This is a genomic window from Mycobacterium sp. E2699, assembly GCF_001666745.1.
Lineage (GTDB): Bacteria > Actinomycetota > Actinomycetes > Mycobacteriales > Mycobacteriaceae > Mycobacterium.
In genome coordinates, this window is the sequence record NZ_LZJH01000077.1 from 45,338 (window position 1) to 59,919 (window position 14,582).

The following is a 14,582-nucleotide window of genomic DNA, read 5'->3' on the forward strand; positions in this document are numbered from 1 at the left end:
GGCCGCGATCAAGACCACCTCTGATTTCGAGGAACTGCTGGCGGTACTGGACCTCAACCGCGTATCCGACGATCGCTTCCTCGGCTCCCACCCCAGCAAGAACCCGATGCGCACCTTCGGCGGCCAGCTCATGGCGCAGTCGTTCGTCGCCGCCAGCCGCACGCTGAACCGCGACGACTTGCCGCCCAGCGCGCTGTCGGTGCACTTCGTCAACGGTGGAGACACCGCCAAGGACATCGAATTCCACGTGGTGCGGCTGCGAGACGAACGCCGCTTCGCCAACCGGCGCGTCGACGCGGTGCAGGGCGGCGTCGTGTTGTCCTCGGCGCTGATCTCGTACATGCAGGGCGGTCCGGGCCTCGAGCACGCCGTCGACCCGCCGCAGGTGGCGCAGCCCCACACGCAGCCACCGCTCGGCGAATTGCTGCGCGGGTACGAAAAGACCGTCCCGCACTTCGTCAACGCCCTGCAGCCGATCGAGTGGCGCTTCACCAACGACCCGTCCTGGGTGATGCGCGACAAGGGTGAGCGGCTCCCGCACAACCGGGTCTGGATGAAGGCGCTGGGTGTGCTGCCCGACGACCCCGTCCTGCACACCGCCACCATGCTGTTCTCCTCGGACACCACGGTGCTGGACTCGGTCATCACCACCCACGGGCTGTCCTGGGGTTTCGACCGCATCTTCGCCGCGTCCGCGAACCATTCCGTGTGGTTTCACCGGCAGGTCAACTTCAACGACTGGGTGCTGTACTCGACGTCGTCGCCGGTGGCCGCGGACTCGCGCGGGCTGGGCACCGGGCATTTCTTCGACCCCGCCGGGCAGATGGTCGCCACGGTCGTCCAGGAGGGCGTGTTGATATATTTCCCGCCCTCCGGACGATAAACAGGTCACAGTACGGCATACCTGCAGGAAAACCGCCTGATTCGAGCCCACCGCGGCCGCAATCCGGCGTAAGTTCTACACAGCCGGGTATTCGGTGCGAGTGGGCGGGAACAAACTGCCGAAGTGAACTGATCGCATCGGGAGGTGAGAGTGAACGGACCCGTCGACCTCTCAGCGAAGCCCCGCGCGCGGGAACGCGTAGTCGTCCATGTCGATTCACTTGCGGCCCGCTGGATGGGGGCATTGGCCCTGCTCTGCGCTGCGGGCTGGCTGATTGTCGTCCTTGCCCGCCACCACCAGCAGCCCTATTGGCATTACGCCGACCGGCTGGGCTGGTCGCTGACCGTGCTGGGCGCGGTGGCGTTCATCGCGCGCGGCATCTTCCTGGGACGCCCGGTCACGACCGTGCACGCCGTTGCCGCCGCGCTTTTCGTGGTCGCCGGGCTGGGGGCGCACGTGCTGTCCTTCGACCTGCTCGGCAATGTGCTGATCGTCGCCTCCGGGATGGTGCTGATGTGGCCGACGTCGGCCCGTCCGAGGCCCGATGACCTGCCCCGGGTGTGGTCGTTGATCGACGCCACCGGCGACGACCCGTTGGCGCCCTTCGCCATGCAGACGGGCAAGTGCTACCACTTCACCGCCGACGGCAGGGCCGCGCTGGCCTACCGGACCCGGCTGGGGTACGCGGCGGTCGGCGGCGACCCCATCGGTGACGAGGCGAGATTCCCCGAGTTGGTCGCCGACTTCGCCGCCATGTGTCACACGCACGGCTGGCGCATCGCGGTGGTCGGGTGCAGCGAGCGGCGACTCGAGCTGTGGCGTGACCCCGCGGTCATCGGACAATCGCTGCGGGCGGTCCCGATTGGCCGCGACGTCGTCGTCGACGTGGCCGGCTTCGACATGGTGGGCCGCAAGTTCCGCAACCTGCGTCAGGCCGTGAAGCGCACGCACAACGCCGGCATCACCACCGAGATCGTGGCCGAGCAGGAACTCGACGAGAAGCTGCTCGCGGAGCTCACCGAGGTGGTGCGGGCCTCTCCCAGCGGCGCCCACCACGACCGCGGCTTCTACATGAACCTCGACGGCGTGCTGGAAGGACGGTTCCCCGGCATTCAGCTGATCATCGCCAGGGACGCCGACGGTCGCGTGCAGGGCTTCCACCGCTACGCGACCGCCGGCGGAGGCAGCGACGTCACGCTTGACGTCCCCTGGCGCCGCCGCGGTTCCCCCAACGGGATCGACGAACGGCTCAGCATCGACATGATCATGGCCGCCAAAGAGGCTGGGGCGCAGCGGGTATCGTTGTCATTCGCGGCGTTCCCCGAGATCTTCGAGGACAAGAATCGCGGCCGGGTCCAGCGTGTCTTCTACCGGCTGATCCACATTCTCGACCCGCTGATCGCGCTGGAGTCGCTGTACCGCTACGTGCGCAAGTTCCACGCCATGGACGCGCGGCGCTACGCGCTGATCTCGATGACCCAACTGCTTCCGTTGGTGGTCGTGTTGTTGACGCTCGAGTTCATGCCGCGCCGGCGGCACCTCTAGCCGACGGCGCATGCCCTGGAAAGCGCCTGGGCCTCCGGGGCTTTGGCGGGGGGCTTGGCGTCGCGGCGCCGGCCGGACGCCCTGCTGTTGAGCCAGCAGGCGAGTCCGCCGACCACCAGGCCGACCCCGACGCCGGGATCCGGCCGCTGGCCGAGCATCAGCCACGACAGGCCCGCTGCGACCGCGGGAATGACGGCGAACAGCATCGCCACCGCCGCCGCGCCGTGGGTATTGATGGCGCGCACATACAGGCTGACCGCCAGCGTGGCATTCAACAGCACGATGCCGCCGACCGCCATCGCCGCCTTGATCCCGTCGTGGACGGCGAAGGGCGTGAGGGCCGCAAGGGCCGCCGCGGGAATCAGCGCCACCGCGTTCTGCATCGCGCTCATCGCGCGGAAGTCGACCCCGGCACAGAACCGCTGCTGATAGACGCCGCCCGCCGAAAGACCAAGCAGGGCAACGACGAGCAGCACGATGACGGGGTCGAGGCCGTGAGTGCTCATCAGCCGTCGGGCGCAGGCGGCGAGCACCGCGACGACGCCGAGGACCAGTGCGGCCAACCGCTGCGGGCCGAGCGGGTCCCGCAGGAACACCGCACCGAGGATTGCCGTGGTCACGGGATTCATCGCGATCGCCACCGCCCCGAGCACCGCGGGCGAGCCCAGCTGAAGAGCCTCGTAGAGGCAGCAGAACTGGACGGCTTGGATCAGCAGGCCGGCCACCAGCACGTGGCCGAACTGCACCCCCCGCGGCCAGGGCGCCTTGGCCAGCAGGGTCCAGGCCGCCAAAATCAAAGCGGCCAAAGCGAACCGGAGGACCAGGGCGGCCATCGGCGTCATCGCCGCCACGGCCAGGGCCCCGATCGGATAGCCCAACGCGTAGAGGAGGGTCACCGCGGAAGCGGTGGACAGTGGCATGCGCGGCAAGTCCATGCCACCCATGTTCGCGTGCTCGACTGACCGAGTCCAACGATTATTACGGGTCGGGATCGATCGTGAGCACTTATCGGTGATTGGTCCAAAATCCAATTTTCGACATGGTTACCTCGGCTATTGATCGTGAATACGAATCGAATTAGGGTGCAGACATGGCTCAGGTCCTGGACATCGCACCCCTGCGCAGCCTCGTCGCCGTCGCCGACTGTGGCGGATTTCACCGTGCCGCCGCCGCGCTGCACGTGAGCCAGTCCGCCGTCAGCCAGCACCTGCGCAGGATCGAAGCGGTGGTCGGCCAGACACTGGTCGAACGCTCGGGCCGCGGCATGGTGTTCACCGAAGCCGGCCACAAGGTGCTGCGGCACGCCCGCGCCATCCTGGCCGCCCACGACGCGGCGCTCGACGACCTGGGCGCAACCGAACAGGCGCTGTTGACGATCGGCGCTACCGAGCACGGCGCCGACGTGATGCTGGCCGGCCTGACCGGGGCGCTGCGCGAGCGACTTCCCGACCGGCGGGTGCGCTTTCGGCTCGACCGCAATGTGTCGCTGGCCGACTCCATCGAACGCGGGCTGGTGGACGTGGCGGTCATGCTCGACGGAGCGGGCCTGGATCGCGTCAACGCGTCGGGATCGGTCCCGCTGCAATGGGTTTCGGCCCGCACCTTCGCGGCGTCGACGCGCGATCCGCTGCCGCTGGTGATCTTCTCGGAACCGTGCACGTTGCGGGAACCGGCGTTTTCGATCCTCGAAAGGCGCGACATCGCCTACGAGATCGCCGTCGAGTGCGGCGATCTGTCCGGGCTCTACGCGGCCGTGCGGTCGGGTCTCGGGGTGGCGCTGCTCCCGATGATCGGAAAGCTTCCCGATGGCCTGTGCCCGGCCGAGGGCCTGCCGCCGGCCAATTTCGCCTCGATACTGGTTCGCGGTCGGACCGGCATCGACGCCGACCTGCTCAGCACCGTCGACGCCGCGGTGCGTGACGTGCTGGCCGCCGAGAACTGAAGGTAGCCAAGGCCGGCTGTGATGTCGCAAAGCCGCTAGCCTCCGGCCGCGCGGGCCTGTTGGGTGGGCCCCATGGCCGAAACATCGGGATTGCGCGACGAGGCCATGCGCGCATTCATCGTGAGCCTGTCGCAACTACAGTCGACGGCGCCGACGTGGTGTCGCGGCCGGTTGTTCTGCGCAGCGATGGCCGGTCCGATCTGGTTGTGGCGCCGGGCCGCGGCCTGTCGGCCACCGCGGGCCGCGACGGCGTGGTGATAGAGCTACTGCCCCACGAGCTGCCGCTGGTGCTGTGGGGGCGTTGTCCGGCGCGGCTGCGCGATCCGTACGGCAACGCCGAGACAATCGAGGACGTCCTGCGCCGCCTGGATTGGGATCAATAAGATCCGAGGGGAATCCCCGGCCGACCCGGGTGCGTTGGTTGCGTCATGACCACTGGAATCATCATCACGGCGCGCCAGGATGCCGAAAACCTCGTCGATGACGTGATTGGACAGGCAAGGCGTGCATACGAACTCGGCGTCCGCCAGATCTGGCTGGCCCAGCAGGCCCATTACGACGCGATCGCGCTGGCGGGCCTGATCGGGGCCGCCGTGCCTGGGCTGGGGGTGGGCACGTCGGTGGTGCCGATCAACCCGCGACACCCGTTGATCGTCGCCTCGTTGGCTCAGACGGCGCAAGCCGCCTCGCACGGCAACTTCAGCCTCGGACTCGGCCTCGGCGCCCGTGCGATAGAACGCCAGACGTTCGGCACCGACTGGTCGAACACGATCCAGCGGCTGCGCGAGCATCTCACCATCCTGCGCGCCGTCTTCGACACCGGCAGCGTCGACGTCCATGGCGCCGAGCTGAGCGCCAGCCCCGCGTTTCCTGTGGCGGTGGCCGGCGGAACGCCTGTGCCCGTGTACGTCGCCGCGATGGGGTCCAAGGCGTTGCGCGTCACCGGCGAACTCGCGGACGGCACGCTGCCCTACCTCGCCGGGCCTCGCACCATCGCCGAATTCATCGCGCCGGCGATCGCCAAGGCGGCCGCCGACGCAGGCCGCCCGTCACCGCGGATCATCGCCGCGGTTCCCGTGCTGCTGTCCGACGACGCGGACACCGCGCGCGCCACCGCTGGCGAGCAGTTGAGCTTCTACCAGACCATCCCGTCGTACCGGAACGTCATTGCAAGGGAGGGCGTCGCCAACATCACCGAACTCGCCGCGATCGGGACCCGGGAATCGGTGCTGCGGCAGCTGCGGCGTTATCTGGACGCGGGCGCGACGGACGTCGTGATCAGCCCGGTGGACCGCTCGGAATCGGTTGATCGCGAAGCATTGTGGAGCCTTACCGCCTCGTTGTGAGCCTGTCAGGCCGCGACGTGATCGACGTGAAGTTCCCGACACCGAATGCCCTCAGGCACGTGGTGGGTGGCCACCACGACGGTCCGCTCCGCCGACATCAGGCCGGCGTCCGGGCCCAGCAGGTCGCTCAGCACCCGGTCGGCGTCGGCCGCGTCGAGGTGTTCGGTGGGCTCGTCGAGCAGCACGACGCGGGCCGGCGAGATGACGGCGCGGGCCAGCAGCAGTCGCCGGCGCTGTCCCGCCGAGAGTGCCTGCGCGCCACCGGTCAGCACCGTCGACAGGCCTTCGGGCAAACCGGCGAGCCACCCGCCGAGGCCCACGGCGCGCAGCGCCGCCGTCAGCTCGTCGTCGCGGCAGTCGCCGCGGGCGACCAGCAGGTTGTCCCGGACCGTGGTGGCGAAGACGTGCGCGTCCTCGGCGAAAAAGCTTACGGCCCTGTGTAATTCGTCCTCGCCGAAGCGGCCGATGTCGGTTCCGTCCAGCGTTACCCGCCCGTCCAGCGGGGGGATCAGCCCGGCGAGCGTCATCAGCAGCGTCGTCTTGCCCGAACCGCTGGGGCCGGTCACCGCGAGCCGGGCACCCGGCGCCAGGTCGAGTCGCACCGGGACCGATCGCGCCGAATCCGCGTGACCGGAACGGACGTCGACGGAAAGCGCCCCGCACGCGGGCACGACCTCGCCGGGCTCGGCCGGGCGGTCCGGCGGGGCCAGGTCGAGCAGGCGTCGCGCGGCGATCCGCGAGCGCGTCAGCTGGACCGCGGCGGCCGGTAGCGGCGTCGTCGCCTCGAAAGCGGACAGCGGCAACAACATCAGCACGGCCAGGGTGGTGGGTGCGACGCTGTGCGCCAACGCGATCCCGGCCACCACCGCACCCAGGACGCTGGCCCCGATCGCAGCGGTCGGCATCGCCTCGGCGATGGCGGCCGGTCGGGCGGCGGCGTCCAGGGCGTCGGCCCAGGCGCGTTGGCGGCGTTGCGAATCGGCGATGACGCCGGGCAGGGCGCCGGCGACGCGCAGCTCCGGCGCGTGCTCGAGGGCGATCATCGCGGATTTGTCGCGATCTGAATGGTGTTGGCGGGCAACCTCTTCCTGTGTGGCCGCGGCCCGGCCGGCCAGCCTGGGGGCGACGAAGCCGGCGACCACCAGGCAGATCGCCAGCACCGTCGCCGCCGGTAGCGAAATGACCGCGACGGCCACGGTGGCGGCCAAGCCGAGCACCGCCGCGACGGCGATCGGCACCACGGCGCGCACCAGGACGTTGGCCAGCTCGTCGACGTCGGCGCCCACCCGGGCCACCAGCTCACCGCTGGGCAGGCGGACGGCGGCCGCCGCCGGACCGCCGGCGAGCCGGTGATAGATCTGCGCCCGCGCGGTGCCGGCGGCGCGCAGCGCGGTGTCGTGGGTGGCCAGCCGCTCGCAGTAGTGCAGCACGCCCCGCGAAATCGCGAACGTGCGCACGGCGACGACCGCGACGGACAGGTCCAGCACGGGCGGCATCTGCCAGGCCCGGGTGATCAGCCATGCCGAACACCCGGCCAGGGCCAGCGCGCTGCCCAGCGACAGCACGCCCAGTGCCACGGCCGCCAGGACCGGCGGCAGCCGCGGGCGCAGGAGCGTCAACGCTTGCACGGCGATCTCGCGGCGACCCGCGGCGCCTACGGGAGGATCAGACCGCGACATGATCGACTCCGGCCTCCGCGGCCACCTCGACCACCCGGTCGCCGACCGCCACGACGGGCTCCCGGTGGCCGACGACGACGACCGTGGCTCCGGCGCGTGCCCGGGCGACGACGGCCCGCAGCACCCGCTGCTCGGTGCGCGCGTCCAGGTGCGCGGTGGGCTCGTCGAGCAGCAGCACCGGCGCCGCCGACCCGAGCGCGCGCGCGAGGCCCAGCCGTTGCCGCTGTCCCAGCGACAGCCCGACGCCGCCGCGCCCGAGCGTCGTGTCCATTCCGTCGGGCAGGTCTGCCAGCACCGCGTCGAAACCCGATGCCGCACAGGCCTCGTCGAGATCGTCCACGCCGCCAAGCAAGACCAGGTTGTCGCGCACGGTGCCCGGGACCAGCACCGGGCGCTGCGGCAGCCACGACAGCTGGCGCCACCACGCGGCGGGATCCAGGTCGGCGACGTCGACCCCGGCCACGGTGACCCGGCCCGACGACGGCACGGTGATGCCGGCGATGGCCTGCAGCGTGGTGCTCTTGCCGGCGCCGTTGGGTCCGGTCAGCACCGTCACCCGCCCCGGCTCGATCACCGCCGTGAGGTCGCGCGGGGCGCGGCCGTCCCGGTCTGCCACGCTGAGGCTGTCCAAGCGGATCTCGGCGCCGCTCGCGTCCACGGTCCGACTGCCCGCCGCTGGGCCGGCCGGCTCGCCGATGAGGGCGAACGCCTTGTCGGCGGCGGTCCTACCGTCCTGTGCGGCATGGAATTCCACGCCGATCCGGCGCAGCGGCCAATACACGTCCGGCGCCAGCAGCAGCACCGTCAGCCCGGTGGTCAGCGTCATCTCGCCGAACACCAGGCGAAGGCCGATGCCGACCGCGATCAGCGCCACGCCGAGCGTGGCCAGCAGTTCGAGCACCAGCGCCGAGAGGAACGCGATCCGCAGCGTCGCCATCGCCGAGCGGCGGTGGGCGGCGGCGAGTTCGGCGATCCGGTCTTCGGGGCCCCGGCCGCGTCCCAGCGCCCGCAGTGTCGGAATGCCGGCGATCAGGTCCAGCAGTCGGGCCTGCAGGGTCGTCATAGCCTGCAGCGCCGCCGCCGAGCGATCGGCCGTCGCGAGCCCGATCAACACCATGAAGATCGGTATGAGGGGCAGGGTGACCGCCACGATCACGGTCGATTTCAGGTCGTAGGCCGCGATCACGGCGACGGTCGCCGGGGTCAGGATCGCGGCGAGCAGAAGGGTGGGCAGGTAGCCGGTGAAGTAGGGGCGCAGCCCGTCGAGGCCGCGGGTGACCACGACGGCGGCGGCGTCACGCTGGGCGGCCAGTTCGCGTGGCTGCCGCGCCGTCACCGCCGACAGCACCTGGGCGCTGAGGTCGGCGATGACCGCGCCGGCTCCCCGCTGAGCCAGGCGGGCCTGCAGCCATTGCGTCACCGTGCGAACGATCCACAGTGCCAGCAGGATTGACAGTGGCGCCAGCCACACGCGCAGGCCGCGCGCCGGGGGATGTGCGACCACGCGCGCGACCGTGGCCGCCAGCACGATGGCCGAGCCGATCGCGCAGCCCGAGATCACCACCCCGCAGGCCACGGCGGTGACCAGGTAGCGCCGCAACGCGGCCGACGCCCGCCACAGTCGCGGGTCCAGCGGCGCCCGGCTGCTCAGGACGGACGCCTTGCCAGCCCGATCGGCGGCGGTATCCGGTCTGACGAAAGACGTTGCCGGAAGACCCAATACGTCCACGCCTGGTAGACCACCGTCAGCGGCGCCATGATCGCGGTCACCCACGTCATGATCGTGAGGGTGTAGGGGGTCGACGAGGCGTTGTAGATCGTCACATTCCACTGGGGGTTCAGCGTCGAGGGCACCAGGTTCGGATACAGCGAGCCGAACAGCAGGATGACCACGGCCGCGACCACCAGGGCGGTGCAGGCAAACGCCCACCCGTCCGACCCGCGCCGCCACACCAACAGCACCGCCGCGAGCTGCGCGGCGACGGCAACGCCCAGTACCAACCAGGTCCAGCCCTTGCCGTGTGCCAGCTGCGTCCAAAGCCCGAACGCCGCAACCAATCCGGTCACCGGAAGCGACAGCCACACACCGAATCGGTGCGCGTCATCGCGGGTGGTGCCCGAGGTCTTCAGGGTCACGAACACCGCGCCGTAGAACCAGAACAGCCCCGCGGTGGCCAGACCGCCCAGCAGGGTGTAGGGGTTGAGCACGTCGGTGACCGACAAGTCGACATGGCCGGTGGCGTCCACCGGCAGACCGCGGACCAGGATGGCGAACGCGACCCCCCACAACACCGCGGGCAGCCACGATCCGGCGGCGATCCCGAAATCGGCCCAGGCGCGCCATTTCGTGTCGTCGACCTTGCCGCGCCATTCGATCGCCACGGCGCGCACGATCATGCCGAACAGGATCGCCAGCAACGGGAGATACAGCGTGGAGAACACCGTGGCGTACCAGCCGGGAAAGGCGGCGAACATCGCGGCGCCGGCGGTGATCAGCCACACCTCGTTGCCGTCCCAGACCGGGCCGATGGTGTTGAGGACGGTGCGCCGCCGCAGTTCCGGTTCGCCGGTGCCTGAAGGAGCGAGGCGGGCCAACGGCTCCATCAGCATGCCGACGCCGAAGTCGAAGCCCTCCAGAATGAAGAAACCGAGGAACAGCATCCCGATGATGCCGAACCACAACTGTTGCAATGCCACCGGTCAGCTCCTTAATACGCGAACGAAAGCGGTGCCACCTCGTCGTCGCTGGGTGCGCGAGGCGGTGCCGGTTCGGCGTCGTGTTCCTGCGGCCCTTCGACGACGTAGCGCTTGAGCAGCCAGAACCAGATGACCGCCAGCACCGCGTAGACGACGGTGAAGGTCACCAGGGACGTGACGACCATGCCGGGGGCGTGCTGGGAGACGGCTTCGCGAACGGTCAACCGCACCTGCTGATCGCCCGTCGGGTTCGGCGCGACGATCCATGGCTGGCGGCCCATTTCGGTGAACACCCACCCGGAGATGTTGGCCAGGAACGGCGTCGGAATGGTGAGCAGCGCCACCCAGGAGAACCAGCGCTGGCCGGGCGCCCGGCCGCCCCGGGTGAACCACAACGTCGCCAGCGCGAACAACACCGGAATGGCCAGGAAGCCGATCATCGCGCGGAACGACCAATACGTGACGAACAGGTTGGGCCGGTAGTCGTTCGGACCGAATCGGTGCTCGAAATCCTGCTGGATATTGCGCACCCCCTGCAACGTGACGTCGCTGGTGCGGCCCTCGGCCAGGAACGGCAGCACGTAGGGCACCTCGATCACGCGGGTGATGCTGTCGCAGTTGTTGTGCGTGCCGACGGTCAGTATCGAGAAGTTCGGGTCGGTTTCGGTGCTGCACAACGATTCTGCCGATGCCATCTTCATCGGTTGCTGAACGAACATCAGCTTGCCCTGACGGTCGCCGGTGAAGAACAGCCCGACGGCGGCCAGCAGCACCACCCAGCAGCCCAGGATGGCCGCGGGGCGGAACACGGTGCGGGCATCCGCCTCGGGGACGGTGGACGCCGTGTTACGCGAACGGATCAGCCACCACACGCTCACGGCGGCCACGAACGTCCCCGCCGTCAGCAACGCGCCGGTCACGGTGTGCGAAAACGCCGCCAGCGCAGTGTTATTGCGGAGCAGCGCGCCGATGCTGTTCAACTCGGCGCGGTGCGTCGTCGGGTTGTAGTGCGCGCCGACGGGATGCTGCATGAACGAGTTCGCCACGATGATGAAGAAGGCGGACACGTTCACCGCAATCGCCACGATCCAGATGCACGCCAGGTGCATCAGCCGCGGCAGCCGGCTCCAGCCGAAGATCCACAGGCCGATGAAGGTGGATTCGAAGAAGAAGGCGAACAGGCCCTCCATCGCGAGCGGGGCGCCGAAGATGTCGCCGACGAACCGGGAGTACTCGCTCCAGTTCATGCCGAATTGGAATTCCTGCACGATTCCCGTCGCCACGCCGATGGCGAAGTTGATCAGGAACAGCTTGCCGAAGAATTTGGTCAGGCGATACCAGGCGGCGTTTCCGGTGGCCACCCAGAGCGTCTGCATGACGGCGAGCAGGGGAGCCAGGCCGATGGTCAGCGGTACGAAGATGAAGTGGTAGACGGTGGTGATACCGAACTGCCACCGCGAAATGTCGACGACGTTCATTGTCATCTCTCCTGACTACGGCCAGCTACGACACAGTGTAGTAGTTGGGTCAGACCGGCGCCATGCCTTGCCGTGTGAGTTGTTTGGACGCCTTGCGGATGCTGAACGACGACACGATTTCGAAGACGCCGATCACCACGAACCAGACGCCGACCACGATCGCCAGGGTGACGATCGACGCGAACGGCGACGCCAGCACGACGACACCGGCGAGCAGGCTGATCACGCCGACGAAAATCGACCAGCCGCGTCCCGGCAGCGCCGGGTCGCTGATGGCCGAAACCGTCGTGGCGACGCCGCGGAAGATGAAGCCGATGCCAATCCAGATGGCCAGCAACAAGACTGCGTAGCCCTCGCCGAAATGGCGAAACGCCAAGACCGCCAGGATGAGTGACGCCGCCCCGCTGATGAACAGCAGGATCCGGCCGCCCGCCGACACGTGCAGGCTGAACGCGAAGACCACCTGCGTGACACCGGCGATGAGCAGATAAACGCCGAACGCGACGGCGGCGACCAGGATGGAAATTCCGGGCCACGCAAGGATCACGGCGCCCACGATCAGCGACAGAGTTCCCGAGACCAGCGTCGATTTCCATAAGTGCGGCAACAAGCTTGGAGCCGGGGCGGTGCCCGGAGTGGTTTGCATGGCAGCAGTCTGACATGACCGGCGGTGCCGCGGATAGGGACTTTCGGCTCAGACGTGCGCCGTGCGCGGTGCCTCCGAGCGCAGGTCTGGAGATTCCTCGGTTGCCTTGCGGCCGATCAGATACCACGTGCGCATGAGCCCCTTCCCCTTGACTTCGATGCGGCCGCGCTCCTGCAGTACGAACTCGTCTTTGAGGCGCAGGTACATCGCCTCGGGCACTTGAATCCGTCCCGCCGAGTCGGTGGCTTCCATCCGGGAGGCGACATTGACGGCGTCGCCCCACACGTCGTAGAAGAACCGTCGCGAACCCACCACGCCCGCGGCGACGGGCCCGCACGCCATCCCCACTCGGAGCGGGACCGCCTCGCCGTGCGGATCCTTCAGTCCCGCAGCGACATTGGCCATGTCGAGTGCGAAATCCGCCAGCGCCTGGGCATGGTCGGGCCGGGGGTGCGGGACGCCGCTGACCACCATATACGAGTCGCCGCTCACCTTGATTTTCTCGAGGCCGTGCTTGTCGACGAGCGCGTCGAAAGCGCCGTACAAGCGGTCGAGGAAGCGCACCAGGTCGGCGGGCGGGGTGCTGCTGGCACGCTCGGTGAACCCCACCATGTCGGCGAACAGGACTGAGGCGTCGTCATATTTGTCGGCGATGATGCCGCGGCCAGGCTCCTTGAGCCGCTCGGCGATGCTGGCGGGCAACATGTTTTCGAGCAGCGTCTCCGAGCGCTCGTATTGAGCTTCGATCACGGCCTCGGCGCGCGCGGTGTCCCGCAGGGCGTACCACATCGTCACCACCACCATCACCACCGCCGACACGGTGGTGACGACGAAGCCCATCGACGTGGCCCACGCCGGCTGAACGCCGGTTTCGCGCGGAACGAGGAATTCCACCGCGATGGTCAGACCGGCGGCGACCGCCGCGAGAGCTGCCGCCAGCAGGATGTGTTCGATCCCCACCAGCAGTACCACCAGGCACGCGCCGACCAGGAAGAAGTACTGGCCGCCCGCACCGGTGCCCACCGCCATGCAGCTGGCGACGATCGACACGTAGGCCGCGCAGATAAACGTAACCGGCGCAACCAATTCCCCGAATCGCCGCAGCCACGGGATGGTCGCGAAGACGACGGCGGCGCCGATGTTGATCGAGTTGATGCGCCAGGACCACGACCCCGTGGCGACCTGCATGCACACGAAGGTGGCGAGGATCAGCACCGCCAGCCCGGCGGCGATGGACAGCACCCGTCCCCGGCGCGCCGCGCTGGCGGCGTAGTGCAGATTGCGGTCACGCGTCTGCTCCCGCACCGCGGCCACGCAGTCCGGGCGATCCGACGAGCCATGTTTCCGGGGTGGGGCCCCGCATTTCTTGGCCACCACGACCAAGAGTAACGGGTGACCTCGCTATTTGTCGGGTGCCTAGTCGAATGGTTGCGATCCGCGGCGCCCGGCTGCGCCGCGCTTGCGATCATGCCTAGTCGAATGGTTGCGATCCGCGGCGCCCGGCTGCGCCGCGCTTGCGATCGCGCCTAGTCGAATGGTTGCGATCCGCGGCGCCCGGCTGCGCCGCGCTTGCGATCGCGCCTAGTCGACATCACCCGTGAGCCAGTCCGACGGGTGGTGCGGTGCCAGCGAGCCGTTGGGCATGATGTGCCGCACCGGGTGGCCGTCGCGGGTGGCCAGGTCGGCGATCATCCGCCGGTGGCAACGCCACCACATCGGTTCCCCACACATCACGGCGACGTCGCCGCCCTCCGCCTCGCCCAGCAGCCGCCGGTACGCCGCCCGGAAGCCGGGCGTTCGGGTATGGGCCGCGTAGTTGGCGAAGGATGCGTTTTCCCACCACTGGTCGCGGGGCACCGGGTCGCTCGGCGGCTTGCGCCGCCCACCGAGATCGGGTTCGTGGCGGTAGGCGATCCCCGCGGCGCCGAGCCATTCCGGCATCGCGTCCTTCGACACGTCTGGGTTGCGCCGCGAGCCGGGGAAACTGCGCACGTCGACCAGCAGCGTGATGTTGTGCTGGCGCAGCGCCGCAGTGATCTCCTCGGCGGTTTTGGCGCCGTGGCCGATGGTGTAGAGCATCTACCGGGGATGCCCTCGGTGGGTTTCGAACCCACATCGGAGCGGTATGACTTTGCCGCCAGGAAAAGTCGCCGCCTGAATGGCTCCGCTTCCATCGGCTTACGGTTGCCCGGTTCCCTGCAATAAAGACGTCCTCCGTCGCGGCGTCGCCGATGGGGGACTAGCCGTAACGCGCCAGTCCCGCAGGATGAAACTGCTTTCGCTGGGAGTGGCGATAATTCTTGCGGCTGCGGTGGCGGATCAAATGAAAAGCGGTGCTGGTTACGCCAACCGGAGAAACCCGTGAC

Annotated in this window: 13 protein-coding genes; 5 read left to right on the top strand and 8 right to left on the bottom strand. The window is 68.9% G+C overall.

The features are described 5' to 3' along the window. Window positions 1–7: 7 nt before the first annotated feature. Both A5696_RS12155 and A5696_RS12160 read left to right on the top strand, forming a co-directional pair. A complete protein-coding gene (locus A5696_RS12155; RefSeq protein ID WP_067878447.1) occupies window positions 8–883 on the top strand; it encodes an acyl-CoA thioesterase II in 876 nt (291 codons plus the stop codon). Between the two features lie 150 nt (window positions 884–1,033). Then, on the top strand, window positions 1,034–2,428 hold the full coding sequence (locus A5696_RS12160; protein ID WP_067878450.1) for a bifunctional lysylphosphatidylglycerol flippase/synthetase MprF: 1,395 nt from the start codon (window positions 1,034–1,036) through the stop codon (window positions 2,426–2,428). Here A5696_RS12160 and A5696_RS12165 read toward each other — a convergent pair. Then, a complete protein-coding gene (locus A5696_RS12165; RefSeq protein ID WP_082969010.1) occupies window positions 2,425–3,348 on the bottom strand; it encodes a DMT family transporter in 924 nt (307 codons plus the stop codon). The genes A5696_RS12160 and A5696_RS12165 overlap by 4 nt on opposite strands. Window positions 3,349–3,518: 170 nt before the next feature. On the opposite strand from A5696_RS12165, the gene A5696_RS12170 reads away from it, so the two are divergent. From A5696_RS12170 to A5696_RS12180, 3 genes are all read left to right on the top strand, one after another. After that, entirely contained in the window at window positions 3,519–4,370 is an 852-nt protein-coding gene (locus A5696_RS12170) for a LysR family transcriptional regulator (RefSeq protein ID WP_067878453.1), read from the top strand. A gap of 155 nt (window positions 4,371–4,525) precedes the next feature. Beyond that, window positions 4,526–4,753: a hypothetical protein gene (locus A5696_RS12175; RefSeq protein WP_067878456.1), complete on the top strand. Its 228-nt coding sequence runs from the start codon at window positions 4,526–4,528 to the stop codon at window positions 4,751–4,753. 45 nt (window positions 4,754–4,798) lie between these two features. Further along, a complete protein-coding gene (locus A5696_RS12180; protein ID WP_067878459.1) occupies window positions 4,799–5,716 on the top strand; it encodes an LLM class F420-dependent oxidoreductase in 918 nt (305 codons plus the stop codon). 5 nt (window positions 5,717–5,721) lie between these two features. Here the strand turns inward: A5696_RS12180 and cydC are convergent, their stop codons facing one another. The 7 genes from cydC to A5696_RS12215 all read right to left on the bottom strand — a co-directional run bounded on the left by cydC (window position 5,722) and on the right by A5696_RS12215 (window position 14,295). After that, window positions 5,722–7,395 carry a thiol reductant ABC exporter subunit CydC gene (cydC, locus tag A5696_RS12185; RefSeq protein WP_067878462.1) on the bottom strand — a complete coding sequence of 558 codons (1,674 nt, stop codon included), beginning with the start codon at window positions 7,393–7,395 and terminating at the stop codon, window positions 5,722–5,724. Next, on the bottom strand, window positions 7,382–8,995 hold the full coding sequence (gene cydD / locus A5696_RS12190; RefSeq protein ID WP_067878468.1) for a thiol reductant ABC exporter subunit CydD: 1,614 nt from the start codon (window positions 8,993–8,995) through the stop codon (window positions 7,382–7,384). The genes cydC and cydD overlap by 14 nt, the downstream gene beginning before the upstream one ends. 47 nt (window positions 8,996–9,042) lie before the next feature. Then, window positions 9,043–10,092 (bottom strand): cytochrome d ubiquinol oxidase subunit II, encoded by a 1,050-nt coding sequence (cydB, locus tag A5696_RS12195; RefSeq protein ID WP_067878472.1) that lies wholly within the window; start codon window positions 10,090–10,092, stop codon window positions 9,043–9,045. A gap of 11 nt (window positions 10,093–10,103) precedes the next feature. Further along, entirely contained in the window at window positions 10,104–11,570 is a 1,467-nt protein-coding gene (locus A5696_RS12200) for a cytochrome ubiquinol oxidase subunit I (protein WP_067878474.1), read from the bottom strand. 49 nt (window positions 11,571–11,619) lie between these two features. Beyond that, on the bottom strand, window positions 11,620–12,216 hold the full coding sequence (locus A5696_RS12205; protein WP_156738359.1) for an HdeD family acid-resistance protein: 597 nt from the start codon (window positions 12,214–12,216) through the stop codon (window positions 11,620–11,622). 48 nt (window positions 12,217–12,264) lie between these two features. After that, window positions 12,265–13,593 (bottom strand): adenylate/guanylate cyclase domain-containing protein, encoded by a 1,329-nt coding sequence (locus A5696_RS12210; protein WP_067879139.1) that lies wholly within the window; start codon window positions 13,591–13,593, stop codon window positions 12,265–12,267. A 204-nt stretch (window positions 13,594–13,797) separates the two neighbouring features. Then, on the bottom strand, window positions 13,798–14,295 hold the full coding sequence (locus A5696_RS12215; RefSeq protein WP_067878482.1) for a DUF488 family protein: 498 nt from the start codon (window positions 14,293–14,295) through the stop codon (window positions 13,798–13,800). Window positions 14,296–14,582 lie beyond the last annotated feature (287 nt).

Excerpts from the sequence above, each read along its gene's own strand:
- A5696_RS12165 (WP_082969010.1), bottom strand. The coding sequence starts at position 3,348 with ATGCCACTGTCCACCGCTTCCGCGGTGACCCTCCTCTACGCGTTGGGC.
- A5696_RS12170 (WP_067878453.1), top strand. The coding sequence starts at position 3,519 with ATGGCTCAGGTCCTGGACATCGCACCCCTGCGCAGCCTCGTCGCCGTC.
- A5696_RS12180 (WP_067878459.1), top strand. The coding sequence starts at position 4,799 with ATGACCACTGGAATCATCATCACGGCGCGCCAGGATGCCGAAAACCTC.
- cydC (WP_067878462.1), bottom strand. The coding sequence starts at position 7,395 with ATGTCGCGGTCTGATCCTCCCGTAGGCGCCGCGGGTCGCCGCGAGATC.
- A5696_RS12200 (WP_067878474.1), bottom strand. The coding sequence starts at position 11,570 with ATGAACGTCGTCGACATTTCGCGGTGGCAGTTCGGTATCACCACCGTC.
- A5696_RS12205 (WP_156738359.1), bottom strand. The coding sequence starts at position 12,216 with ATGCAAACCACTCCGGGCACCGCCCCGGCTCCAAGCTTGTTGCCGCAC.
- A5696_RS12215 (WP_067878482.1), bottom strand. The coding sequence starts at position 14,295 with ATGCTCTACACCATCGGCCACGGCGCCAAAACCGCCGAGGAGATCACT.